The sequence below is a fragment of the Pseudomonas abyssi genome (assembly GCF_002307495.1).
Taxonomy (GTDB): Bacteria; Pseudomonadota; Gammaproteobacteria; order Pseudomonadales; family Pseudomonadaceae; genus Halopseudomonas; species Halopseudomonas abyssi.
This window is the reverse complement of the sequence record NZ_NTMR01000002.1, coordinates 244,685-264,730: the sequence shown is the minus strand read 5'-3', so window position 1 is coordinate 264,730 and position 20,046 is coordinate 244,685. Positions and strand designations below refer to the sequence as shown.

24 protein-coding genes and 1 pseudogene are annotated in these 20,046 nt (G+C 61.1%); 20 read left to right on the top strand and 5 right to left on the bottom strand.

What is annotated here, in order from left to right:
• Window positions 1–52: 52 nt before the first annotated feature.
• A complete protein-coding gene (purL, locus tag CNQ84_RS01470; protein ID WP_096003139.1) occupies window positions 53–3,949 on the top strand; it encodes a phosphoribosylformylglycinamidine synthase in 3,897 nt (1,298 codons plus the stop codon).
• A gap of 74 nt (window positions 3,950–4,023) precedes the next feature.
• Here the strand turns inward: purL and CNQ84_RS01465 are convergent, their stop codons facing one another.
• Window positions 4,024–4,770, bottom strand: coding sequence for a tyrosine-type recombinase/integrase (locus CNQ84_RS01465; RefSeq protein ID WP_096003138.1), 747 nt, complete (start codon window positions 4,768–4,770; stop codon window positions 4,024–4,026).
• A gap of 127 nt (window positions 4,771–4,897) precedes the next feature.
• On the opposite strand from CNQ84_RS01465, the gene CNQ84_RS01460 reads away from it, so the two are divergent.
• The 7 genes from CNQ84_RS01460 (at window position 4,898) to CNQ84_RS01430 (ending at window position 9,453) form a co-directional block, all read left to right on the top strand.
• Complete coding sequence (locus CNQ84_RS01460; protein ID WP_057392730.1) at window positions 4,898–5,926, top strand: IS30-like element ISPsp4 family transposase; 1,029 nt, start codon at window positions 4,898–4,900, stop codon at window positions 5,924–5,926.
• Between the two features lie 192 nt (window positions 5,927–6,118).
• A complete protein-coding gene (locus CNQ84_RS01455; RefSeq protein WP_096003137.1) occupies window positions 6,119–6,421 on the top strand; it encodes a hypothetical protein in 303 nt (100 codons plus the stop codon).
• 27 nt (window positions 6,422–6,448) lie between these two features.
• On the top strand, window positions 6,449–7,000 hold the full coding sequence (locus CNQ84_RS01450) for a hypothetical protein (RefSeq protein WP_096003136.1): 552 nt from the start codon (window positions 6,449–6,451) through the stop codon (window positions 6,998–7,000).
• A 203-nt stretch (window positions 7,001–7,203) separates the two neighbouring features.
• Complete coding sequence (locus tag CNQ84_RS01445) at window positions 7,204–7,569, top strand: DUF2306 domain-containing protein (protein ID WP_096003135.1); 366 nt, start codon at window positions 7,204–7,206, stop codon at window positions 7,567–7,569.
• 270 nt (window positions 7,570–7,839) lie between these two features.
• The gene (locus CNQ84_RS01440) at window positions 7,840–8,634 is read left to right on the top strand and encodes a hypothetical protein (protein WP_096003134.1); all 795 of its coding nucleotides are present in this window, start codon (window positions 7,840–7,842) and stop codon (window positions 8,632–8,634) included.
• 131 nt (window positions 8,635–8,765) lie between these two features.
• Window positions 8,766–9,176 (top strand): L,D-transpeptidase family protein, encoded by a 411-nt coding sequence (locus CNQ84_RS01435; protein ID WP_245841195.1) that lies wholly within the window; start codon window positions 8,766–8,768, stop codon window positions 9,174–9,176.
• Between the two features lie 61 nt (window positions 9,177–9,237).
• Window positions 9,238–9,453, top strand: coding sequence for a TIGR02450 family Trp-rich protein (locus tag CNQ84_RS01430; RefSeq protein WP_096003345.1), 216 nt, complete (start codon window positions 9,238–9,240; stop codon window positions 9,451–9,453).
• A gap of 21 nt (window positions 9,454–9,474) precedes the next feature.
• Here the strand turns inward: CNQ84_RS01430 and CNQ84_RS01425 are convergent, their stop codons facing one another.
• Window positions 9,475–9,912 (bottom strand): DUF3010 family protein, encoded by a 438-nt coding sequence (locus CNQ84_RS01425; protein WP_096003133.1) that lies wholly within the window; start codon window positions 9,910–9,912, stop codon window positions 9,475–9,477.
• 200 nt (window positions 9,913–10,112) lie between these two features.
• On the opposite strand from CNQ84_RS01425, the gene CNQ84_RS01420 reads away from it, so the two are divergent.
• The 10 genes from CNQ84_RS01420 to CNQ84_RS01380 all read left to right on the top strand — a co-directional run bounded on the left by CNQ84_RS01420 (window position 10,113) and on the right by CNQ84_RS01380 (window position 16,835).
• Window positions 10,113–10,754 (top strand): DUF998 domain-containing protein, encoded by a 642-nt coding sequence (locus CNQ84_RS01420; RefSeq protein ID WP_096003132.1) that lies wholly within the window; start codon window positions 10,113–10,115, stop codon window positions 10,752–10,754.
• A 1-nt stretch (window position 10,755) separates the two neighbouring features.
• Window positions 10,756–11,184: a hypothetical protein gene (locus CNQ84_RS01415; protein WP_096003131.1), complete on the top strand. Its 429-nt coding sequence runs from the start codon at window positions 10,756–10,758 to the stop codon at window positions 11,182–11,184.
• Between the two features lie 73 nt (window positions 11,185–11,257).
• Complete coding sequence (locus CNQ84_RS01410) at window positions 11,258–11,800, top strand: GNAT family N-acetyltransferase (RefSeq protein WP_096003130.1); 543 nt, start codon at window positions 11,258–11,260, stop codon at window positions 11,798–11,800.
• Between the two features lie 45 nt (window positions 11,801–11,845).
• Entirely contained in the window at window positions 11,846–12,328 is a 483-nt protein-coding gene (locus CNQ84_RS01405; protein WP_096003129.1) for a GNAT family N-acetyltransferase, read from the top strand.
• 97 nt (window positions 12,329–12,425) lie between these two features.
• On the top strand, window positions 12,426–13,106 hold the full coding sequence (locus CNQ84_RS01400; RefSeq protein WP_096003128.1) for an epoxyqueuosine reductase QueH: 681 nt from the start codon (window positions 12,426–12,428) through the stop codon (window positions 13,104–13,106).
• Between the two features lie 174 nt (window positions 13,107–13,280).
• The gene (locus tag CNQ84_RS01395) at window positions 13,281–14,120 is read left to right on the top strand and encodes a DNA ligase (RefSeq protein WP_096003344.1); all 840 of its coding nucleotides are present in this window, start codon (window positions 13,281–13,283) and stop codon (window positions 14,118–14,120) included.
• Window positions 14,121–14,135: 15 nt separating this feature from the next.
• Window positions 14,136–15,197 (top strand): hypothetical protein, encoded by a 1,062-nt coding sequence (locus tag CNQ84_RS01390; RefSeq protein ID WP_133065859.1) that lies wholly within the window; start codon window positions 14,136–14,138, stop codon window positions 15,195–15,197.
• On the top strand, window positions 15,197–15,487 hold the full coding sequence (locus CNQ84_RS20635) for a hypothetical protein (protein WP_217350042.1): 291 nt from the start codon (window positions 15,197–15,199) through the stop codon (window positions 15,485–15,487). The genes CNQ84_RS01390 and CNQ84_RS20635 overlap by 1 nt, the downstream gene beginning before the upstream one ends.
• A 190-nt stretch (window positions 15,488–15,677) precedes the next feature.
• Window positions 15,678–16,361 (top strand): BamA/TamA family outer membrane protein, encoded by a 684-nt coding sequence (locus CNQ84_RS20630; RefSeq protein WP_217350041.1) that lies wholly within the window; start codon window positions 15,678–15,680, stop codon window positions 16,359–16,361.
• 144 nt (window positions 16,362–16,505) lie between these two features.
• Window positions 16,506–16,835 (top strand): septal ring lytic transglycosylase RlpA family protein, encoded by a 330-nt coding sequence (locus tag CNQ84_RS01380; RefSeq protein ID WP_096003343.1) that lies wholly within the window; start codon window positions 16,506–16,508, stop codon window positions 16,833–16,835.
• A 100-nt stretch (window positions 16,836–16,935) separates the two neighbouring features.
• Here CNQ84_RS01380 and CNQ84_RS01375 read toward each other — a convergent pair whose 3' ends face one another.
• Window positions 16,936–18,042 (bottom strand): DUF2855 family protein, encoded by a 1,107-nt coding sequence (locus CNQ84_RS01375; RefSeq protein ID WP_096003126.1) that lies wholly within the window; start codon window positions 18,040–18,042, stop codon window positions 16,936–16,938.
• 76 nt (window positions 18,043–18,118) lie between these two features.
• On the opposite strand from CNQ84_RS01375, the gene CNQ84_RS01370 reads away from it, so the two are divergent.
• Window positions 18,119–18,769: a TetR/AcrR family transcriptional regulator gene (locus tag CNQ84_RS01370; RefSeq protein ID WP_096003125.1), complete on the top strand. Its 651-nt coding sequence runs from the start codon at window positions 18,119–18,121 to the stop codon at window positions 18,767–18,769.
• Here the strand turns inward: CNQ84_RS01370 and CNQ84_RS01365 are convergent.
• Window positions 18,756–19,079, bottom strand: a complete 324-nt coding sequence (locus CNQ84_RS01365; RefSeq protein WP_096003124.1) for a hypothetical protein — start codon at window positions 19,077–19,079, stop codon at window positions 18,756–18,758. The genes CNQ84_RS01370 and CNQ84_RS01365 overlap by 14 nt on opposite strands.
• Window positions 19,080–19,179: 100 nt before the next feature.
• Between CNQ84_RS01365 and CNQ84_RS01360 the strand changes: the two genes are divergently transcribed.
• The gene (locus tag CNQ84_RS01360) at window positions 19,180–19,491 is read left to right on the top strand and encodes a YqfO family protein (protein ID WP_096003123.1); all 312 of its coding nucleotides are present in this window, start codon (window positions 19,180–19,182) and stop codon (window positions 19,489–19,491) included.
• Window positions 19,492–19,530: 39 nt separating this feature from the next.
• On the opposite strand, the pseudogene CNQ84_RS21035 reads toward CNQ84_RS01360, so the two are convergent.
• Window positions 19,531–19,965 (bottom strand): annotated as a pseudogene (locus tag CNQ84_RS21035) (methyl-accepting chemotaxis protein); the annotation flags it as partial.
• Between the last annotated feature and the right edge of the window lie 81 nt (window positions 19,966–20,046).

The following is a 20,046-nucleotide window of genomic DNA, read 5'->3' as shown; positions in this document are numbered from 1 at the left end:
ATCCTATGCGCCTTCTTTTTCCCACTGTTCGCATCCCGAGGCCGATACCGACATGCATATCCTGCGTGGAGCCCCAGCCCTTTCCGATTTTCGTCGTACCAAGTTGCTCGCCAAGCTGCAAAGCCGCCTTGCCGGAGTGACCGGGGTATACGCCGAGTTTATGCATTTTGCCGAGCTGAGCGCCGATCTGGACGAGCAGTCTGGCCAGGTGCTGGAACGCCTGCTGCGCTACGGCCCGTCGGTGCCGGTGGAAGAGCCCGCAGGCGAGCTGGTGCTGGTAGTGCCGCGCTTCGGCACCATCTCCCCCTGGTCCAGCAAGGCAACCGACATTGCCCGCAACTGTGGTCTGAGTCAGGTGCTGCGCCTGGAGCGTGGTATCGCCTGTTACGTCAGTGGTGAGCTGTCTGCCGATGACCGCGCGACGCTGAAGGCCGAGCTGCACGACCGTATGACCGAGCTGGCGCTGGACGATCTGCAGGCCGCCGCTGCGCTGTTTGCCCACACCGAGCCAAAGCCGTTCCAGCGCGTCGACATTCTGGCCGGTGGCCGTGACGCCCTGGTTGAGGCCAACAGCAGCCTCGGTCTGGCCCTGGCCGAAGACGAGATCGACTATCTGGTCGAGAGCTTCACCGGCCTTGGCCGCAACCCGAGCGACGTTGAACTGATGATGTTCGCCCAGGCCAACTCCGAGCATTGCCGTCACAAGATCTTCAATGCCAGCTGGGATATCGACGGTCAGGCGCAGGACAAGAGCCTGTTCGGCATGATCAAGAACACCTATCAGATGCACAGCGACGGCGTGCTGTCGGCCTACAAAGACAACGCTGCGGTGATCGAAGGCTTCACCGCCGGCCGCTTCTTCCCGGTACCGGGCAGCAACGAGTACCGCGCCCACGAAGAGCCGGTACACATCCTGATGAAGGTGGAAACCCACAACCACCCGACCGCGATTGCCCCGTTCCCGGGCGCGTCTACCGGTTCCGGTGGCGAGATTCGTGACGAAGGCGCCACCGGTATCGGCGGCAAGCCGAAGGCCGGCCTGACCGGTTTTACCGTGTCCAACCTGCGTATTCCGGGCTTCGTTCAGCCGTGGGAAGAAGACAACGGCAAGCCCTCGCGCATTGTTACTCCGCTGCAGATCATGATCGAGGGCCCGCTTGGCGGCGCCGCGTTCAACAATGAATTCGGTCGCCCAAACCTGAACGGCTACTTCCGTACCTTCGAGACCACCATCGACTCGCCCCGTGGCCCGGAAACCCGTGGTTACCACAAGCCGATCATGATCGCCGGCGGCATGGGCAACATTCGTGCAACCCACGTCGAGAAGTCCGATATCCCGGTTGGCGCCAAGCTGATCGTGCTCGGTGGCCCGGCGATGCTGATCGGTCTGGGCGGTGGCGCGGCCTCTTCCATGGCTACCGGTGCCAGCGCCGAGGATCTGGACTTTGCCTCCGTGCAGCGTGAAAACCCGGAAATGGAACGCCGCTGTCAGGAGGTCATTGACCGCTGCTGGCAGCTCGGTGACAAGAACCCGATCGCCTTTATCCACGACGTGGGCGCGGGCGGTCTGTCCAACGCCTTCCCGGAACTGGTCAACGACGGTGGCCGCGGCGGTCGCTTCGAGCTGCGTAACGTACCGAATGACGAGCCGGGCATGAGCCCGCTGGAAATCTGGTCCAACGAATCGCAAGAACGCTACGTGATGGCCGTGCCGAACGCCGATTACGAGCGTTTTGAAGCCATCTGTCAGCGCGAGCGTTGCCCCTTCGCCGTGGTTGGTGAAGCGACTGAAGAACAACTGCTGCTGCTCAACGACAGCCACTTCGACAACCAGCCGGTCGACATGCCGCTCTCGGTTCTGCTCGGCAAGCCGCCGCGCATGCACCGCAGCGTCGAGCGCGAAGCCGAGCAGGGCGACGACTTCAGCGCCAACGAGCTGAACCTGAGCGATGCCGCCGAGCGCGTGCTGCGCCTGCCGGCGGTGGCCAGCAAGCAGTTCCTGATCACCATCGGCGATCGCAGCATCACCGGTATGGTCACCCGCGACCAGATGGTCGGCCCGTGGCAGGTGCCGGTGGCTGACTGTGCCGTCACCTCCACCAGCTTCGACGTCAACACCGGTGAAGCCATGGCCATGGGTGAGCGCACGCCGCTGGCGCTGCTCAACGCCCCGGCCTCCGGCCGCATGGCGGTTGCCGAGACTGTGACCAACCTGGCTGCTGCTCGCATCGACAAGCTGTCGGACATCAAGCTGTCGGCTAACTGGATGTCTGCTGCCGGTCACCCCGGTGAAGACGCCCGCCTTTACGACACCGTCAAGGCAGTCGGCATGGAGCTGTGCCCCGAGCTGGGCATCACCATTCCGGTCGGCAAGGACTCCATGTCCATGAAGACCCGCTGGGACGAGTCAGGCAAAGAGAAGTCGGTTACCTCGCCGCTGTCGTTGATCGTTACCGGTTTTGCGCCGGTGCAGGATGTGCGCGCCACCCTGACCCCGCAACTGCGTCTGGATCACGGCGCAACCGACCTGATCCTGATCGATCTGGGCCGTGGTCAGAACCGTCTGGGCGGTTCGGCGCTGGCGCAGGTCTACAACAAGATCGGCCAGCAGGTGCCGGATCTGGACGACGCAGAAGATCTCAAGGCCTTCTTCGCCGTGATTCAGGGCTTGAACCAGGACGAGCTGCTGCTCGCCTACCACGACCGTTCCGACGGCGGCCTGTTCACTACCCTGACCGAAATGGCCTTTGCCGCCCGCTGTGGCCTGAACATCAACCTCTACGTGCTGGCGCAGGACGCCGCTGCGCTGGCCGAGGTGCTGTTCAATGAGGAGCTGGGTGCGGTCATTCAGGTTGCCCAGAGCGACACCGAAGAAGTGCTGGCGCAGCTGTCTGCCGCCGGTCTGGGTGACTGCAGTGCGGTGATCGGCCAGCCGAGCAGCGAGCAGAACATCCGCTTCGAGTTCAACGGCAAGCCGGTACTGGAAAGCACCCGTGCCATCTGGCAACAGGCCTGGAGCGAAACCAGCTGGCAGATTCAGCGCCTGCGTGACAACGCCGAGTGTGCTGATCAGGAGTTCGAAGGTATTGCCGACGACGCCAACCCGGGTCTGCACGCGCTGCTCAGCTTTGACGTCAACGAAGACGTGGCGGCCGCCGCCGTCAGCAAGGGCTCGCGTCCGCGCGTTGCCATTCTGCGTGAGCAGGGCGTCAATGGTCAGGTCGAGATGGCCGCCGCCTTCAACCGCGCCGGTTTTAGCGCGGTCGACGTACACATGAGCGACATTCTCAGTGGTCGCGTTGAGCTGGACGACTTCCGCGGTCTGGTTGCCTGTGGCGGCTTCTCCTACGGCGACGTACTGGGTGCCGGTGAAGGCTGGGCCAAGTCCATCCTGTTCAATCAGGTTGCCCGTGAAGCCTTTACGGCCTTCTTTGCTCGCCCCGACACCTTCGCCCTCGGCGTGTGCAACGGCTGCCAGATGCTCTCCAACCTGCGTGAGCTGATCCCCGGCAGTGACCACTGGCCGCACTTTGTGCGCAACCGCTCCGAGCAGTTTGAAGCGCGTGTCGCCATGGTCGAAGTGCAGCCCTCGCCGTCGATCTTCCTCAGCGGCATGGTCGGCAGCCGTCTGCCGATTGCCATCGCCCACGGTGAAGGTCACGCCGAGTTCGCCAGCAGCGCCGCCGTTGATGCCTGTGAAGCCGCCAACGCGGTTGCCCTGCGCTACGTCGACAACCGTGGCCGCATGACCGAGCGCTACCCGGCCAACCCGAACGGCTCGCCGCGTGGTATCACCGGCCTGACCACCCGCGACGGTCGCGTCACCATCATGATGCCGCACCCCGAGCGCGTGTTCCGCGCGGTGCAGAACTCCTGGCATCCGGATGACTGGAGCGAAGACGGCGGCTGGATGCGCATGTTCCGCAACGCCCGCGCCTGGATCGGTTAATCGCCAGCGCAGCACACAACAACCCCGGCCACGCGCCGGGGTTGTTGTTTATGGTGAGCGTCAGGCTGCCTCTCCTAGCCTAATGGGCTAGATACACCCGCAAAACCTTGACCTAAAACGTGTGTATAGATTTGCGTGGTCCGGACATCGGCGTGGCCAAGCAGAGTCTGCACAGTACGGATATCACTGCCGCGACGCAGCAGTTCAGTAGCAAAGGTATGACGAAAGGTATGGCAACCGGCAGGTTTGCCAATGCTGGCCGCGCGTACAGCGACCTTTACCGCGCGTTGCACGCTGCTCACGTGCAGGTGATGGCGCACGCTGTTGCCGTCCTCATCAAGGCAAATGCTCAGTGAAGGAAATAACCATTGCCACTCCAATGCGCGAGGCGCTGCAGGGTATTTACGCCTTAGCGCAAACGGCAGCGATACTGGCGCAGCATAGAAAACGTCTTGGGCCTTCCAGGCAGTGGCAATCCGCCGTGTTCTTTGACGTAGCGGCTCAAGCAACGAGCTAGGCAGCAACGTAGTGCGATCTTTCCCGCCTTTCCCGTCTCGAACGGTGATGATCTGCCGATCAAAGTCCAAATCCTTTATGCGTAGACGTGTCGCCGCAGCGACCTGCCTATCCGTCGCCAACCAGCTTAAAAACGCATTCACCTCCTGAGGCCCAAGTTCCAAAGGATGGCGCATCTGGTGAAAGCGTATAAAGTAGCGAATCCAGTACCAATAGCTTTTCTCGGTGCGAATGCTGTAATGGTTGACGCGAATTACCGCGCGGAACTGTTCGCGCAACCGAGGCTTGATCGGGATGCTGTCCATGGCGTCCTCATAAAGCTGGATGGATGAACAGTAGTAATAGGGCGTGAAGTCTCGAAGTCAAGCGAATACGGAAGGCGGCGGCAAAAACTGAGTGCAACACCTGACCTTTCCGGTACGGTGCTGCCCCATGTCTTATTCCGAACTCAGCGTTGAAGAGCGTGCCACCATTCAAGTTAGTCATGCCCAAGGCCTCAGCTTGCGCAGGATTGCCTGCTTGATCAACCGATCCCCTTCGACGGTCAGCCGGGAGATGCGCCGCAATCGAGATGCAGCTGGCAGCTACTCGGCCCGCGTGGCTCAGCAGCGGATGAAGGTCCGCCGCCAGGCTTGTCGGCCCATGCGAAAGCTGCTGCCAGGGAGTGAGCGCTTTGAACTGGTGATCCATATGCTGCGCCAGCGTTTGTCTCCCGAGCAGATTGCCGGCAAGCTGCGCAGTATGAACATACCCAGTCTTAGAGATGCCTACGTCTGTCGCGAGACGATCTACAACGCGATCTATGCCCTGCCCGTCGGTGAGCTGCGCAAGGAGTTGATCCTTTGTTTGCGCCAAGGCAAGACGACACGTAGACCACGCCTTGGCGGTGTGGATCGGCGCGGGCAGATTCCAGAGATGGTCAGCATTCACTTGCGCCCGCCGGAAGTTGAAGACCGACTGATGCCGGGGCATTGGGAAGGCGACCTTATTAAGGGTAAGGCTAACGCCTCGTCTGTAGGTACGCTGGTGGAGCGCACTAGTGGCTACCTGATGCTGGTGAAGATGAACGACGCGACGGCGACCTCGGCAATGGAGGGCTTCAGCGCCGCCCTCAATAACATGCCGCTGGCGATGCGCAAGAGCATGACCTACGACCAGGGCCGGGAAATGGCACAGCACGCCGAGATCACCCAGAGAACCGGTGTGGCGATCTACTTCTGTGACCCGCACAGCCCTTGGCAGCGCGGCAGCAACGAAAACATTAATGGCCTGATCCGCCAGTACCTGCCCAAGGGCACTGACTTGTCGGTACATAGCCAAGAAGAACTGGATGCCATTGCGTTTCAACTGAACATGCGTCCACGTAAGCGCTTCGATTTCAAATGTCCTATCGAAGTCATGAGCGAAGTGATGCAGAAAGCCTTGGCTATGCAATATGATGCTCCTGCGTCAATTCAATAACCGTGTTGCACTCAGCTCCTGCAACCGCCGATATCCAATCTGCATGACATGCTGGAGCACGAGCGACGTCGCCTTGGACATTTTCCTCCTTGATTTAAACCAGAGGTATTCGCCCGCGCAGGGCGCTCGGTCCTTGGGCGCTTGGTGAGTATTTATGTTGTGCGCCGGATAGAAATGGGTTGGTAATTCATAATGCGCACGCGCTTATTGGTTTGGCTGCCGTTTCTTATCGGGGTGCTGCTGATTGCGGTGGTGATGGTTGACCTTGCTCAGTTTCAGCGCGGTGCAATTGAGGCCCGTGCAATGCTCTTGCGGGAGGGGCCGCTGTTGCTGGCCGGCTTGCTGTTTGCTTTGGGTAATGTCGCCTGCGGCGTGTATTGGGCCTGGAGACAACAATGGGCTCTGGCCGCGAAGGCTGTTGCCAATTCGCTGTTGTTTTTAGTGTGTATGTGTATTGGTGGTGCAATGGGCGCGGCGTATTTCAATGCCACCTGACTGTTCCCCGTCCATGGACTGGATTTGATGAAAAGGTTTATCTCCGGCGTCGCATTGGTGCTATCTGGTGCGGTGCTGCTTGTGATCGCCCTCAACATCTACTTGCCCGTGAAGCTGCGCTTTGCTACCCCGGCGCTGAACTATTGGGCGGTATTGGCGCTGGCAGTGTCGCTGCCTTTTGCGGTTGCCACGCTTTTGGCTGCATTGCTGCCGGCGAAGCGCTGGATTGGTTTTGGTGTTGCCTGGTTCCTGTGCGCCGTTCCCTGCTCAATTTTCTCGTTGTTTGCCTACTACGAAGCGGCCAGTGTCCAGGCGCAGGGAGAGGACGGGTCCTTTATGCTGCTGGACTCGCTGGTGGTGGATAACGTGGATTACCGACTCTATCTAAGTGATTGTGGGGCCACCTGTAGTTGGGGCCTGGTTGTCAGGGCAGAGCGTGATGGCCCTCTTGGAATGAAAGTGGTGCGGTCGATCTGGTCTGAATACAAGACCCTGAATGAAGCGCAGTTGATGCAAGCGGCGCCGGGCGTCCTGCGGGTTGTGGAGAAGGATGGAACCGCACACGACATTCGCTATTGATACGAGGCGCTGCTGAGTCAAAACGGAGGTAGCCATGCAACCGACCGATGACTTTGAAAACTGCATACGTTGCGGGGGAAGATCCATCGCGGTTTAAAAGTGTCGGTCCAGACCGTTATGGCCCTGAGTTTGCAGATCAAGTATTCAACTAACACCGGCCACACCGGCTAGTGAATTTATCCTCTTTAGCGCGAGGGTGCTCTATGGCCGTTATGCTTCATCTGGTTGCTGCACTCTGGGCCTTGCTGGCCGGGGGCGTTCAGTTGCTGAGCCCTAAGGGTACGCGGTTGCATAAGGTGGTGGGCTGGTCGTGGATGACGGCGATGGTGATTGTGGCGGTGTCTTCGTTCTGGCTGACCGGGTTCATGGATGTGTTCCATGGCTACAGCCCCATCCATCTGCTGTCGGTCTGGGTGCTGGTGTGTGTGGCGGTCTCGGTGTATTCGGCCCGAACCGGGCATATCAGGCGGCACCGCGCTTTTGCGGTTGGTGCCTTTATCGGCGTTGTGGCAGCAGGGCTGGGGGCATTAGCGCCGGGCCGGCTGATCTATCAGTGGCTGGTCGGCTGACGCTGTTATGCTGCGCGGGTGCGCCGCCATGGGAGATCTCTGGATCCTTGGAGTAGGGCGCAGGATGCTGGGGCTGGTTGCCCTGCTGCAATGTATTTACGCAGGTCGCACATGCAATTGAAGCTCAGCTGAGTATCGTCTGGTACAAGGGCGAGAAGGTGACGACACCGGTGTTCTGACACAATGTAATGTTGCGGTTTGTCCTGCATGGCGTAACCGTAAGGGCTCGTGTCACAACCCTACAGCGTCCACAACACAAGGAGGGTGGTAGTGAAATATTTCAGGTATTGGGTGAAAGCAACCCAGCGCATTCGTGTTGCTGGCCAGCCGGAAGACATCCAGCTTCTCGTCGGCTCAAACGAGTCAAAGGAGGCCGCCCATGAACAGGCCTCGGTGTTGGCGCGGGAGATTGAAAGACGCATCGAAAGCCGAGGTGCGCGAGATGAGTACGATGCCGGGATCAAGGAGCATGTGGCGCGGGTGCTGGATGGGTCCAATGTGGTAACGGTTTGCCGCTATGGCGCCAAGATTCTCAACACGGACGAGTACACAATCCTTGATCTGGACGATTACCCCAAACGCTTTTGGGACAGGTTCAGTGCAGTGCGGACGATGGGCAAGAAGGAGCGGATTGTCTTCAAGTTCGAACAGGCCGTTGCCAAGCTACCAGAGCTGGGGCGCGATTTCAGAATCTACGAAACGGCTAATGGGATACGGGTGATTGGCAAGCAGTATCTGGACCCTGCGGATCGGCGCAGCTACCGACTCATGCGAAAGGTCAACGTTGACTGGCTGTACATGATTTTGTCCGGCAAGCAACGCTGTTACCGTGCGCGTCTTAGCCCAAAGCCTTACCGGCTGGGCATCAAGACCATAAAGGTATCCAGTCCGCTGGTGTGTGAGACCGACGAGTACCAGAACTGGGAGCGGATGTACGCGGCGGCGTCGCAGGACGTCTCGGTTGTGCACTATCTGAAATCCATCGGCAAGGACTTTTCCCGCGATGCGGTGGTGCGTTTTCATGATGAGCAGTGCAATGCCCATAAGCACTTCAAGCTCGCTTAGGCCAGGTTTGTCACAGCCTGGATTTATCTACCCTGTTTTCTTTCTGTATGGTGAGTGTGATTCCCTACCGCATGTTGCTGTTTCTCTGTTGCCTTTGCCTCCCTGTCTCTGCGTGGGCGGGCGTAGATCTGGTGCAGGTCGATAAGTCAGACCGCCAGATGCGCCTGCTGGACGGCGATGAGGTCGTGGCGACCTACTCCATTTCATTGGGCGGCTCGCCGCAGGGGCACAAGACGCAGGAGGGTGACCAGAAGACGCCTGAGGGGCGGTATGTGCTGGACTATAAGAACGAAGCGTCCGGCTATCACCGTTCCATGCATATCAGCTATCCGAACGAGGCTGACACTCGACAGGCGAAGGCGCGAGGCGTCAGTCCCGGTGGTTTTATCATGGTTCATGGGCAGCGAAATGGCTTTGGCTGGTTCGCTCCGGTGTTGCAGTACTTCGACTGGACCAATGGGTGTATCGCGATCACCAATTCAGAGATGGACGAGTTTATGTCACTGGTGACGCAGGGCACACCGATCGACATACGCTGGTAAAGTTGTAACACCGATGGCAGGTGTTATGACCGGCAACGCTCAGGCGGAGAGTGGAGAGACCATGAACCAAATCAACCCGACAAAGCTGCTGCGCAGCAAGTGGACGGCTGTTACGCCAGTAAAGCGGGAAAAGCACTTTATGGTGGTGGAGGTCGAGCGCGACGAGGAGGGCGTAGTGCTGTCGTGTCTGCTGGAGGCGGTGCTGACCAAAAGTCAGTACACGATGGACTGGCGTGAGCTGAAAGACGCTGAGCGCTGGCGGCAGGGCTGGGCCTGACCCGCCGCCAGCAAGCGGAGATCAGTCTGCGTATTTTGCCTGCATCAGGTAGGCATAGGCGGTGTTGAAGGCGGTTTCCTGATAAGCCTTGAGACCGGTTTCGGTGAAGGGCACGGCAATCGGATTGCGCTTGATGGACTCCTTGATGTCGGTCGGTGACAGGATGATCACATCCAGATCGGCAATCAGTTCAATCGCCGCTTCCAGCTTGAAGCCCACCGCGCCACCGGCAAACTTGCCCTTCATCGGCCGCTGGCGAATCACGACCTTGTCCACCTTGTAATCCTGCATCAGCTTGGCAAAGGTCTGCTGAAAATAGCGCAGGTCGCTGGCGCTGTGGCTGCCAGGCAAGGTCAGACGGCGCGAGCGAAAATCCGGCAGCTGAAACAGCTCGTCCTCCAGCGACAGCAGGCAGAGATTTGCATCGTTACTGTTGAGGTCAACACCGCACACTTTCATAAAAAGCCCAATTCTGTGATTTCGGCGCAGTATAGCGCAGGGCGTTGGCGCGGGCTGCGCTTGCTGAGCGGATGGCTTGGCCAGAAGGCTTGTGCCAGAGCTGCCGGTTCTGTTCTTGCTTGGTATAGTGTTGGCCGCCGCCGAAAGCCGCATGATGTCCGCTGCGGCCTCGCCCCTTTGTCTGCACAGGACGTGATGTGATGAAGAAGTACGCGTTGTTCTCCGGGATGCTGATCCCCGTCTGGCTGTTCTGCGGTGTGCTGATCGCAGGCTCTCTGTATCCCGGCTATAGCCATGTTGACCAGGCCATGAGTGAGTTGGGTGCGTTGGAGGCGCCAACGCATCAACTGTCTCCCATCATCAATAACTTCCCGCTGGGCGTTCTGTTTCTGCTGTTTGGCGGCGCGGTGGTCAGCCTGTTCTCGGGCGCGCGTCTGGCTCAGTTCTCAGGCTTGCTGTTGATGCTGCATGGTCTGGCAAGCATCAGCGCCGGCCTGTTTGCCTGTGATCCAGGCTGTAACCCGGTTGCGCCGTCGCCGGATCAGGTGCTGCATAATCTCTCCGGGCTGGTGATGTTCGCCTCGCTGACGCTGGCCAACCTGCTGTGGGTATATTTGGCACGCAAACGCGTGGGGGCGACCGGTTTCAGCTGGTTCTCGCTGGTTTGCCTGATTGTGTCGCTGGCAGTCATGCCGCTGATGGCTGCCGCGGTGGAGTCGGGTGAGGCGTTTGGGCTTTATCAGCGCATCAACTACGGCGTGTCGGTTATCTGGCTGGGAACGCTGGCGTGGATGCTGACCCGCCTGCCTGGAACGATGCCCGTCAACGCCCGGAGCACCTGAGATGCTGCAGCCTGTGATTCAAGAACAGACCTCCGGCTGCGGTATTGCCTCGTCCGCGGTGCTGTTGGGGCTCAGTTATGCGCAGATGAAGGCCACGGCCAACGCCATGGGCATCTTTGCCGAAGACCCGGCACTGTGGTCGGATACGCAGTATGTGCGGCGTCTGCTGGCGACGGGCGACCTTGTGGTCTCGGCCACCGAGGAGCCCTTCGTGTCCTGGGAAGCCTTGCCGGATATGGCGTTGCTGGCGATCAAACACCATTGGGAGGGCGACCGCCCCTTCTGGCACTGGGTGGTGTTTGAGCGGGTAGAAGGCGCCATGCGGGTGCTGGATTCAGCCAGCTACCTGCCGGCCAATGTGCGCACCGACTTTGCGGCCATGCAGCCCAAGTGGTTTATCCAGGTGGGCGCAAGCACGCCATCTGCTTGATCGCAGGGCGCCCCGTACACATGCGTAGAGGTCCGCCGCGCGGCCCGCAGTGGCCGCCCTGATAGGAACGGGTATGTACTTATTTGAAACCGCTCGGCTTAAGGTGCGGCCGCTCTCAATGCAGGACCTGCCGGCCTTGACGGCCGTGCTCAGCGACCCTGCCGTGATGGAGTATTCCATTCGAGGTGTCTGCGACGAGGCGGCTACCCGGCAGTTTATTGCGTGGTGCGAGGCCTGCTATGCCGAGTCGGGGGTTGGTCCTTGGGCACTGGAAGAGCGAGCCACAGGTGAGCTGGCGGGCTTCTGCGGTATCAATGCTGAGCAGGTGGATGGCGAGGAGGAGACCAGTCTGGGGTATCGGCTGGCCCGGCGCTACTGGCATCAGGGACTGGCGACGGAGGCGGCTCGCGCTGTTGCTCAGTACGCCTTCGACGAGAAAGGCTGTGAGTCGCTGGTGGCGATTATTGAGCCGGCGCATATCGCGTCCATCCGTGTGGCAGAAAAGGTCGGCTTTGCGCAGTACACTGTGCACCGCTTTCACGACCGCCCGGTGCGCCTGTACCGGCTTGAGCGAGCGGCGTGGCGGGCCCGCAGCCAGCGACCGGCTGGCGCCTGATAGCGACGCTGCCACGTCGTTCGATCCAACGATTCAGGAGTGCCCATGAGCACCTTACACATCAGAGATGCCCACGTTGCCGACAGCGAGCTGATCCTGCATTTTGTGCGCGAGCTGGCGCGTTATGAAAAAGCCGAACAGGAAGTGATTGCCACGCGGTCGGATATCGAGGCGTCCATCTTTGGTGAGCAATCGACCGTGCGTGCGCTGATCTGCGAGGCTGATGGGCAGCCAATCGGCTTTGCGGTGTATTTCTTCAATTACTCCACCTGGCAGGGGCGTCGCGGCCTCTATCTGGAAGACCTCTACGTATCGCCCGAGTATCGCGGCGGGGGTGCCGGCAAGGCGTTACTCAAGCATCTGGCGCGTATTGCCGTGGACGGTGGCTGCGGGCGCTTTGAATGGAGCGTGCTGGACTGGAACGAGCCGGCCATCAGGTTCTATGAGTCGATCGGCGCCAAGGCCAAGAGCGAGTGGGTGGGCTATCAGTTGGCGGGTGAGGCGCTGCAGGCGTTCAGCAAGGGCTAGCGCGGCCGCTGTACTCGGGGTGCAGGGCCGGCAAGTTGGCCGCCAGCGCCATCTTCTGTGAAAATGGTCGGCCATTTTCCTGTTACCGAGGGCGCTCATGACCAGCGATACCTTTGAACGCACTCCCTTGCCGTTGCCGAGGGACTTTGATCCGGACAACGACCGGCTGCTGCTGCACTCGTGCTGCGCGCCCTGTTCCGGTGAGGTCATGGAGGCGATCCATGCCACCGGTATCGACTACGCGATCTTCTTCTACAACCCCAATATTCATCCGGCCAAGGAATATGAAATCCGCAAGCAGGAGAATATTCGCTTTGCCGAGCAGCATGGCGTGCCCTTTATTGACGCCGATTACGACACTGATAACTGGTTTGCCCGGGCCAAGGGCATGGAGCATGAACCTGAGCGCGGTGTGCGCTGCACCATGTGCTTTGACATGCGCTTTGAACGCACGGCCCTGTACGCCCATGAGCATGGGTTCTCGCTGATCAGTAGTTCGCTGGGTATCTCGCGCTGGAAGAACATGGCGCAGATCAACGATTGCGGGCACCGCGCCGCCAAGCCCTACCCGGCCATGCGTTATTGGGACTACAACTGGCGCAAGGGCGGCGGCAGCGCGCGCATGATCGACATCAGCAAGCGCGAGCGGTTTTATCAGCAGGAGTACTGCGGCTGTATCTACTCGCTGCGCGACAGCAACCTGCATCGTCGCTCCCAGGGACGGGATCTGATTCGCATTGGCGTGCAGTATTACGGCGATGACGACGCCGGCAGCTGACACCGTTCGATTGTGCTTCTACCAACACCGGCCCCGAGCCGGTGTTGTGCTATCTGAACCCGTTGTCTGGGCGGGTGCGCAGTGGTTCGCATGCCGTGACCGCGCGCCTTGACCCCAAGGGCGTGGTGTCTTTGTGTTGCCTGCGAAGCAGACAACATGGAGCAGGGAGGCACGATGCGAGGCTGGAAGCAGGCGGGACTGGCGTTGATGCTGTTGGTGGTGCAGGCGTCGCCGGCGCAGCAAGCGGGACTGCAGTTGGCACAGAGCTACCGGGACGAGGTGGCGGTTGAGCAATACTGGATCAGCGAAAAGCTGGACGGTGTGCGTGGGCGCTGGGACGGCGAACAGTTGTTGACGCGCGGAGGCTATCCGGTGCGAGTACCGGACTGGTTTACCCAAGGCTGGCCAGCGTATCCGATGGACGGCGAGCTGTGGTTGGGGCGTGGGCGCTTTGCGCAAATCAGCGCGCTGGTGCGCAGCAGCGATGTTCCCGAGCAGGCGTGGCGGCACGTGCGCTTTATGGTGTTTGACCTGCCGGAACACGGCGGGCCTTTCTCTGAGCGGGTGGCGGTCATGGCGGGGCTGACAGCGCTCGGCAGTGACTACCTGCTGCCAGTCCAGCAGTCTAGACTGCCCAACAGCGCCGCACTGGCGCGTGAGCTGGAGCGGGTGGTGGCGCTGGGCGGTGAGGGGTTGATGCTGCATCACCAGAGTGCGCGTTACCATGCAGGTCGCAGCGACGCGCTGCTGAAATACAAGCTGCACGACGATGCCGAGGCGTTTGTGGTGGGCTATACCGCGGGGCAGGGCAAGTACGCCGGGCAGGTGGGGGCGCTGATCGTCGAGGATGAACAGGGCCGGCGGTTTCGCCTGGGGTCGGGCCTCAGCGACGCCGACCGGGTGACACCGCCGGCCCTGGGCAGCCGGGTAACCTATCGCTATAACGGACTGACAGCAGGCGGGATGCCGCGCTTTGCCCGGTACCTCCGCGAACGCCCGGTAAGTGATGAGTGATGACAGGAGGGCTGGATGACGGGGTGGAGTAGAGGGTGCAGCGGGGGGCGGCCCAGTGCCGTCCTGATCAGCGCGGCGTTGGCCGTTTGGAGCGCTGGCGCGCAGGGCGCTGAGCCGGTCTGTGAGCAGGCACGTCAGCTGGCGGAAGCGGTGTATGCCTCCACCGCGCCACGTCTGTATGCGCCGCAGGTATTGCCTGAGCCTTTCGCCGGGCGTTGGCAGCTGGGGGCTTTGCAGGCCGATATTTCCGCTGGCGCGCCCTTGCATCATGGCGGCGTCTTTGTACGTGAGTCAGATGCACAGGGGCGCGATCATTATGTGACGCAAGCGGACTCCCAAGGCCGGCAGTTGGTTGTCGAGCAGCAACCCCGAGGCTGGCAGGGTGACGTCTATTCGGCTCGTTGGCGCAGTCCCGCTGCACCGGATGCACTGCTGCTGCAAGACAGCTGGCGACCGCCGCTGGTGTTCACCAGTGACCAGGGGCTGTGGCTGGTGACCCTGGGGGAGCCGTATCAGGTTCTTGCCCCTTGGCGGGTGTTCTCTGCCAACAGTGCGCGGCCGGCCTGTGTACTCGGCTTTCGTCCACCGGCCAGCGCCTTGCCGGCGGCGGTTGACCGGCTGACAGCCTTGCTGGATCAGGCCCTTGGCCCCGGCCTCAATGAAGGGACCCTGCAACCGACGGCGCGCATTCGTCTGGCGGCGGCGCACTTGCTTGGCAACCTCGCGCAGCGGCCCTGGGCGCTGGACGCGACAGCTGCCTACAACCGTCGGGCAACGGTCGATGCCGCGCTGCGAGAGTGGGCTGACCAGGCCCCGGAACATCGGCTACTGCTGGATAAGCTGGATGCACACTACGCTCCGGCAGAACAGGCGCTGGCCGACTATTATCAAAAGGTCTTCGGTGCACCGGATGACGATGCACAGGAGATGGCTGCCTGGGCGCTGGATCTGCTTTATCGCGTGTGGTTTGTCTTTCCCGCCGCAGAGTCTCAGCCGGTATCGGTGCCATCCAGCAACCCCTGGCCCGCGCACCTCAGGCCCGAAACGGTGGTGGAGTACCTTGTCGAGGATGACTGATGCAGCGGGTATCCTGGAGCGCAATGCTATTGGCATGCAGCCTCAATGCGGCTGCGGCGAACAACAACCACTACATCATTGACCCCGAGGACGGGGTCTACGATTCCAACGGTTTTCTCTCCAAACTGCCCGGCGGTTTCGTGCCGGTGCCGACCATTATCACCGAGCCCGCCGTGGGCAATGGTCTGGCGGTAACCGGCCTGCTGTTTCATGAGTCCGACGAGGAAGCGGCGGCGCGCGAGCGCGGCCAGGCGAGTCAGTTGCCGAGCAACATTTCCCTGCTGGGGTAGGCGCCACCGATAACGGTACCAGGGGCGCCGGCATTGGCCATCTGGGATTCTGGATGGATGATCGCCTGCGTTACAAGGGCTTCCTGCTCTATGGTGACCTGAATCTGGAGTTCTATTCGCTGGGTAAGACCAGCCTCCAGCGTCCGGTCGAAATGAATCTGGTAGGGCCATTTGTCTTTCAGCAGCTGAGATGCGTTACCACGACAGCAATTGGTCTGCCGGCGTGCGTCAGCTTTATCGCGAGGTAAATACGGCCTACACCGCCTCGCGCGAGGCCGGCAAGGTGCCGCCCGCCGCAGCGGACCTGGTGGCCCGCTTTCTGGAAAAAGACATCACCACGTCCGGGCTCGGGCTGGTGCTGGAGTACGACTCACGCAACAACCCGTTGGGGCCGACGGCGGGATTCAACTATGTTGCCCATCTCAGCCGTTTCGACGAGGCGATTGGCAGTGACGTGGAATACAACGCGCTACATCTGCATGGCCTGAATTACTGGGAGTTATCTCCGCACTGGGATGTTGCCTTGCGCGCGCAGTATGATGCGGTGGCCGGCGATCGCAGCCTGCCGCCCTATGTGCTGCCGTCGATCGACTTGCGTGGTATCTCCGCCACCCGCTATCAGGGGGAAGCGGTGCTGGTCACCGAGGCCGAGCTGACCTGGAAGTGGCGACCCAACTGGAAGTTCAACCTGTTCACCGGCGTTGGCCGCACGGGTGACACCCTGGGTGATATTGGCGCCAGCTCCTCCCGCGTGAACCGCGGTGCAGGCGTGCGCTATCAGGTGTTGCAGCAATACGGGTTCTGGATGGGGGTGGATGTGGCTGAAGGGCCGGAGGACAGTGCGTTTTACATTCAGGCAGGGTCCGCCTGGTAGCGTCGGGGGATGCTGCGGCCTGCTGTTGCGCCCCTTTTTTACGGGCGAACCTCTGTGATCGCGGGCGGTCTATCTGCCTGTTGTCGGCGTGGCCGGCTTGTGTGAGGTGATGTGCCCGTGAAGCGGATTGTTCTAGTGACCCTGATGCTGTTGATGGCCGGTTGCAGCGCGCTGCCCAAGGGCGCGGGTGTGGAGAGCGGACAGGCCTCCTATTATGCCGACCGGCACCAGAATCAGCTGACCGCCAATGGTGAGCGCTACAGCCATGACCGGTTGACGGCAGCGCACAAGACCCTGCCCTTTGGTACGCGGGTCAAGGTAACCAACCTGAATAACGGCAAGAGCGTGGTGGTGCGGATCAACGACCGCGGTCCCTTCGTGCGCGGGCGGGTGATTGATCTGTCCAAGTCTGCCTTTACGCGCATTGGCAGCTTGCGTGAAGGGTTGTTGCCGGTGCGACTCGAGATTCAGTAAGGCGGGTGGGCATCCGGCTGGGTCGGTGGCGTCGTTGGCTGAACCCGGCATAGCGGTGGATCGGCCCCGGCGCAGAGCCGGGGCTGATGTGTTGCGTGGATCAGCCGAGTAGAACGGCGTGGCCAGCCTTGGGATCAATCCGTCCGGCAACCAGATCCTCTACCAGTACCTTGGCCTGTTCCAGGCCGTGATGCTCGTTGATCAGCATCCAGGGCTGCTCGGGGTTCTTGATGCGCTGGGTAAATGCCAATTGCGCCTTGTTGAACTTGCGCGTGACCTCGGCGGCGCCCCAATCGGCATTGCGCTTCTTGATCTGGTAGGGCGCAAAATAGGGCTGCGGGGCCGGGCCGTGGGCGGGGGTGTCGGCGGCGCTGAGGTGTTCGTGGTTCTGCGCCGAGCCTGCAAAGCAGCTGTGTACCAGGTTATCCCGGAAGTGCTCGTGCACGCGGTTACGCAGGTCGTTGTTGCCGGAGAAGTCGACGTAAATGGTCGGCACGCTGGCATCCAGCTGCTCGACATCGTCGTAGGCCAGCGCCTGGGCGTAGCAGCCCAGCTTCTCGACGAACTCGGTGTTGCCGCTGGAGGTCAGGCCGATCAGCTCGACGTTCGGGTTGTCTTCCAGGCAGAAGGCTGTGCCGTAGGCGGTTTTGCTGGAAGCGCTGGAGAAAACGATGCGGCGCGCGCCGAAGAAGGCGTTGTCTTCCAGAAAGTCGGCCAGCATAAATGAAGTAATGAACAGCGGGCGCAGCAGCATTTGATAGTTTTCATCTTCAGCACGGTAGGCGGCGTCGGTGCTGATGCGCTGATACTGGTTGTAGGCAGAAGTCAGCTCCAGGCGGTGGGAGATGCCGTCATAGAAGCCGCGCTCCGATACCCGTACCGGGTTCATCACCACATGCGAGGCAATCGGCCAGTAACCGTAGAAGCGCTCACCCACCTGCAGGCCTTCGACGGTGGTCTCGACGATTTCGGCAAAGCCCCAGGCCGGCATGTGAAACCACTCGGCGGCGCCGGTGGGGAAGAAGTCCCAATAGCGCAGGTGGGGCGTTTCGCCAAAGGCGGCGTAGGTGATGTTGTTGGTGGTCAGCGCCAGACGATCAATGCGCAGCAGCGCTTCGCCCGGTTGCAGGGCGGGTAGCGGCTGGGTGGCGATGCGGGTCTGATGGAGGTCTTTCTTGTTGTTCTGCAACTGGCTGATAACGGTCATGGTCGACTCCGGTTGGGGGTGAATCCGTTGTGCAATGACTGTAGCCTGTCTGTCTCGTTACCGGGTTCGGAATTCCATGACCAGTAAAGCCACCCCCTCACAGCCGCGTAACAAGCCGCTCAAACGTCCGACTCAGGCGCGTGCCAAGTTCACGGTGCAGGCTATTTTCGACACCTATGTTCGGATTTGGCAGCGTGAGGGCTGGGAGCGCATCACCACCCGAGCGGTGGCGCTGGAGGCGGGCGTGGCGGTGGGCACGCTGTACGATTACTTCCCGAGTAAGGAGGCATTGCACTCGGGCTATGTGCGGCATTGCATCGAGCGCATGCTGGAGGCGATTCAGGAGCAGGCTATCGCCCCGCCTGACCTGAGCTGGCAGGAGCGGGTGGCGCGCCTGGTGCGGTTACTGGGCGGTGTGGCTGGCGAGTCGGCGTGGTTTCATCCGCAGATGCTGGAGCTGGAACCGGTGGTGGCCGAGGCCAAGCATCAGCAGCGCGCCTACAGTGAGTTGCTGCAGGCCTGGCGCCGGGTGCTGGGGGCTGCCGATGATCTGCCGGCGATGCCATCTGATGCGCAGCTTGAGGCCTTGCACCTGATGGTCTGGGGGGCGCGGCGCTATGCGCTGCTGGTGGAGCTACCGGCGGCGCGACTGCAGGCAGCCGTCAGCGCGCAGGTGGACTGCTGCCTGCGCCTGCTGGCCAGCCCGGCAGCGCTCAGCGCCGACTGACGCGCACGTCCAGATAGTCCCGTTGAACGGCGGTCTCCAATGCGTTGGCGGCGTTGACCAGTTCATCGTAGGTTTCCCGATAGGCGCGCAAACGGGCAACCTGCTCTTCGCCCGGCGGTTTGCCGGCGCTGTGCTCGGCGATGTCCAGCAGGCAGCACAGATAGTCTTTGCGGCACTGTGCGATCATGCTCAGCATGGGTTTCAAGGCCTCAATGCTGAGCGCGGGAATGGCCGGATTGATCACCTCGCGGTTGACTTCCCTGCGCAGCTTTTCGAGCTCCAGCAGCAGGCGGTTGCTGTCGATGGTCATGGGTGTCTCCTTGCCGGTCATGCGGTTGCTATGCAGCCAGTCTAGTCCAGGCTGTCGGTCCGTGGGCTGCGCTGGCATGGAGTTATTCGGAGGATAGCGAATGTATAAATTATGCTTTTACGTGCCGGTCAGTCACCTGGAACAGGTGAAACAAGCGGTGTTTGCAGCTGGCGCCGGACGCCTGGGTAACTACGACAGTTGCTGCTGGCAGGTTGCGGGGCTGGGGCAGTTTCGCCCGCTGGCCGGCAGCAACCCGCATCTGGGCATGCAGGACCAGGTCGAGCAGGTTGAGGAGTACCGGGTGGAGATGCTGTGCGCCGGGAGCTGCCTAACCGGGGCCATTGAGGCGTTGAAAGCGGCTCACCCATACGAGGAGCCGGCATTCGATTACGTCCGCACCCATATCGCCTGACGGGCAGGCTGCATCGGGCGCAGCCTGCCTGGCCAACATTTACTTCAGCTGGTTGGCAAGCTGACTGACCACGTTGACCACCTGCTGCGCGCCTTTCTTGATCTCATGCATGACCCGGCCGGATTCGCTGGACAGTTCCAGGCCTTGCTGCGCCTTCTGCTGACTCTGCTTGATGGCCGTGACGGTAGATTGGGTCAGACTCTGGTTTTTTTGCACCACCTCGACGATTTCCTCGGTGGCTTTACTGGTGCGCTGGGCCAGCTGTCGCACCTCATCGGCGACCACCGCGAAACCACGACCCTGTTCCCCCGCGCGCGCCGCTTCAATGGCGGCATTGAGGGCCAGCAGATTGGTCTGGTCGGCGATGCTGCTGATGCTCTGGACGATACTGGCGATCAGTTGCGACTGCTTGTCCAGCGCCGACAACTCCTCCCCGGCCCGCTCCATCTGCACGGACAGCTCGCGTATGACCTGCAGGGTGTTGTCTATCACCTGAGCGCCCTCGTCGGCGATGGTGTCGGTTTGGGTCGAGGTCTCAAAGGCGACACCGGCAGC

Coding starts and splice junctions, on each gene's coding strand:
- purL (WP_096003139.1), top strand. CDS start 53: ATGCATATCCTGCGTGGAGCCCCAGCCCTTTCCGATTTTCGTCGTACC.
- CNQ84_RS01465 (WP_096003138.1), bottom strand. CDS start 4,770: ATGGACAGCATCCCGATCAAGCCTCGGTTGCGCGAACAGTTCCGCGCG.
- CNQ84_RS01460 (WP_057392730.1), top strand. CDS start 4,898: ATGTCTTATTCCGAACTCAGCGTTGAAGAGCGTGCCACCATTCAAGTT.
- CNQ84_RS01455 (WP_096003137.1), top strand. CDS start 6,119: ATGCGCACGCGCTTATTGGTTTGGCTGCCGTTTCTTATCGGGGTGCTG.
- CNQ84_RS01450 (WP_096003136.1), top strand. CDS start 6,449: ATGAAAAGGTTTATCTCCGGCGTCGCATTGGTGCTATCTGGTGCGGTG.
- CNQ84_RS01445 (WP_096003135.1), top strand. CDS start 7,204: ATGGCCGTTATGCTTCATCTGGTTGCTGCACTCTGGGCCTTGCTGGCC.
- CNQ84_RS01430 (WP_096003345.1), top strand. CDS start 9,238: ATGAACCAAATCAACCCGACAAAGCTGCTGCGCAGCAAGTGGACGGCT.
- CNQ84_RS01425 (WP_096003133.1), bottom strand. CDS start 9,912: ATGAAAGTGTGCGGTGTTGACCTCAACAGTAACGATGCAAATCTCTGC.
- CNQ84_RS01420 (WP_096003132.1), top strand. CDS start 10,113: ATGAAGAAGTACGCGTTGTTCTCCGGGATGCTGATCCCCGTCTGGCTG.
- CNQ84_RS01415 (WP_096003131.1), top strand. CDS start 10,756: ATGCTGCAGCCTGTGATTCAAGAACAGACCTCCGGCTGCGGTATTGCC.
- CNQ84_RS01410 (WP_096003130.1), top strand. CDS start 11,258: ATGTACTTATTTGAAACCGCTCGGCTTAAGGTGCGGCCGCTCTCAATG.
- CNQ84_RS01405 (WP_096003129.1), top strand. CDS start 11,846: ATGAGCACCTTACACATCAGAGATGCCCACGTTGCCGACAGCGAGCTG.
- CNQ84_RS01400 (WP_096003128.1), top strand. CDS start 12,426: ATGACCAGCGATACCTTTGAACGCACTCCCTTGCCGTTGCCGAGGGAC.
- CNQ84_RS01395 (WP_096003344.1), top strand. CDS start 13,281: ATGCGAGGCTGGAAGCAGGCGGGACTGGCGTTGATGCTGTTGGTGGTG.
- CNQ84_RS01390 (WP_133065859.1), top strand. CDS start 14,136: ATGACGGGGTGGAGTAGAGGGTGCAGCGGGGGGCGGCCCAGTGCCGTC.
- CNQ84_RS20635 (WP_217350042.1), top strand. CDS start 15,197: ATGCAGCGGGTATCCTGGAGCGCAATGCTATTGGCATGCAGCCTCAAT.
- CNQ84_RS20630 (WP_217350041.1), top strand. CDS start 15,678: ATGCGTTACCACGACAGCAATTGGTCTGCCGGCGTGCGTCAGCTTTAT.
- CNQ84_RS01380 (WP_096003343.1), top strand. CDS start 16,506: ATGCTGTTGATGGCCGGTTGCAGCGCGCTGCCCAAGGGCGCGGGTGTG.
- CNQ84_RS01375 (WP_096003126.1), bottom strand. CDS start 18,042: ATGACCGTTATCAGCCAGTTGCAGAACAACAAGAAAGACCTCCATCAG.
- CNQ84_RS01370 (WP_096003125.1), top strand. CDS start 18,119: ATGACCAGTAAAGCCACCCCCTCACAGCCGCGTAACAAGCCGCTCAAA.
- CNQ84_RS01365 (WP_096003124.1), bottom strand. CDS start 19,079: ATGACCATCGACAGCAACCGCCTGCTGCTGGAGCTCGAAAAGCTGCGC.
- CNQ84_RS01360 (WP_096003123.1), top strand. CDS start 19,180: ATGTATAAATTATGCTTTTACGTGCCGGTCAGTCACCTGGAACAGGTG.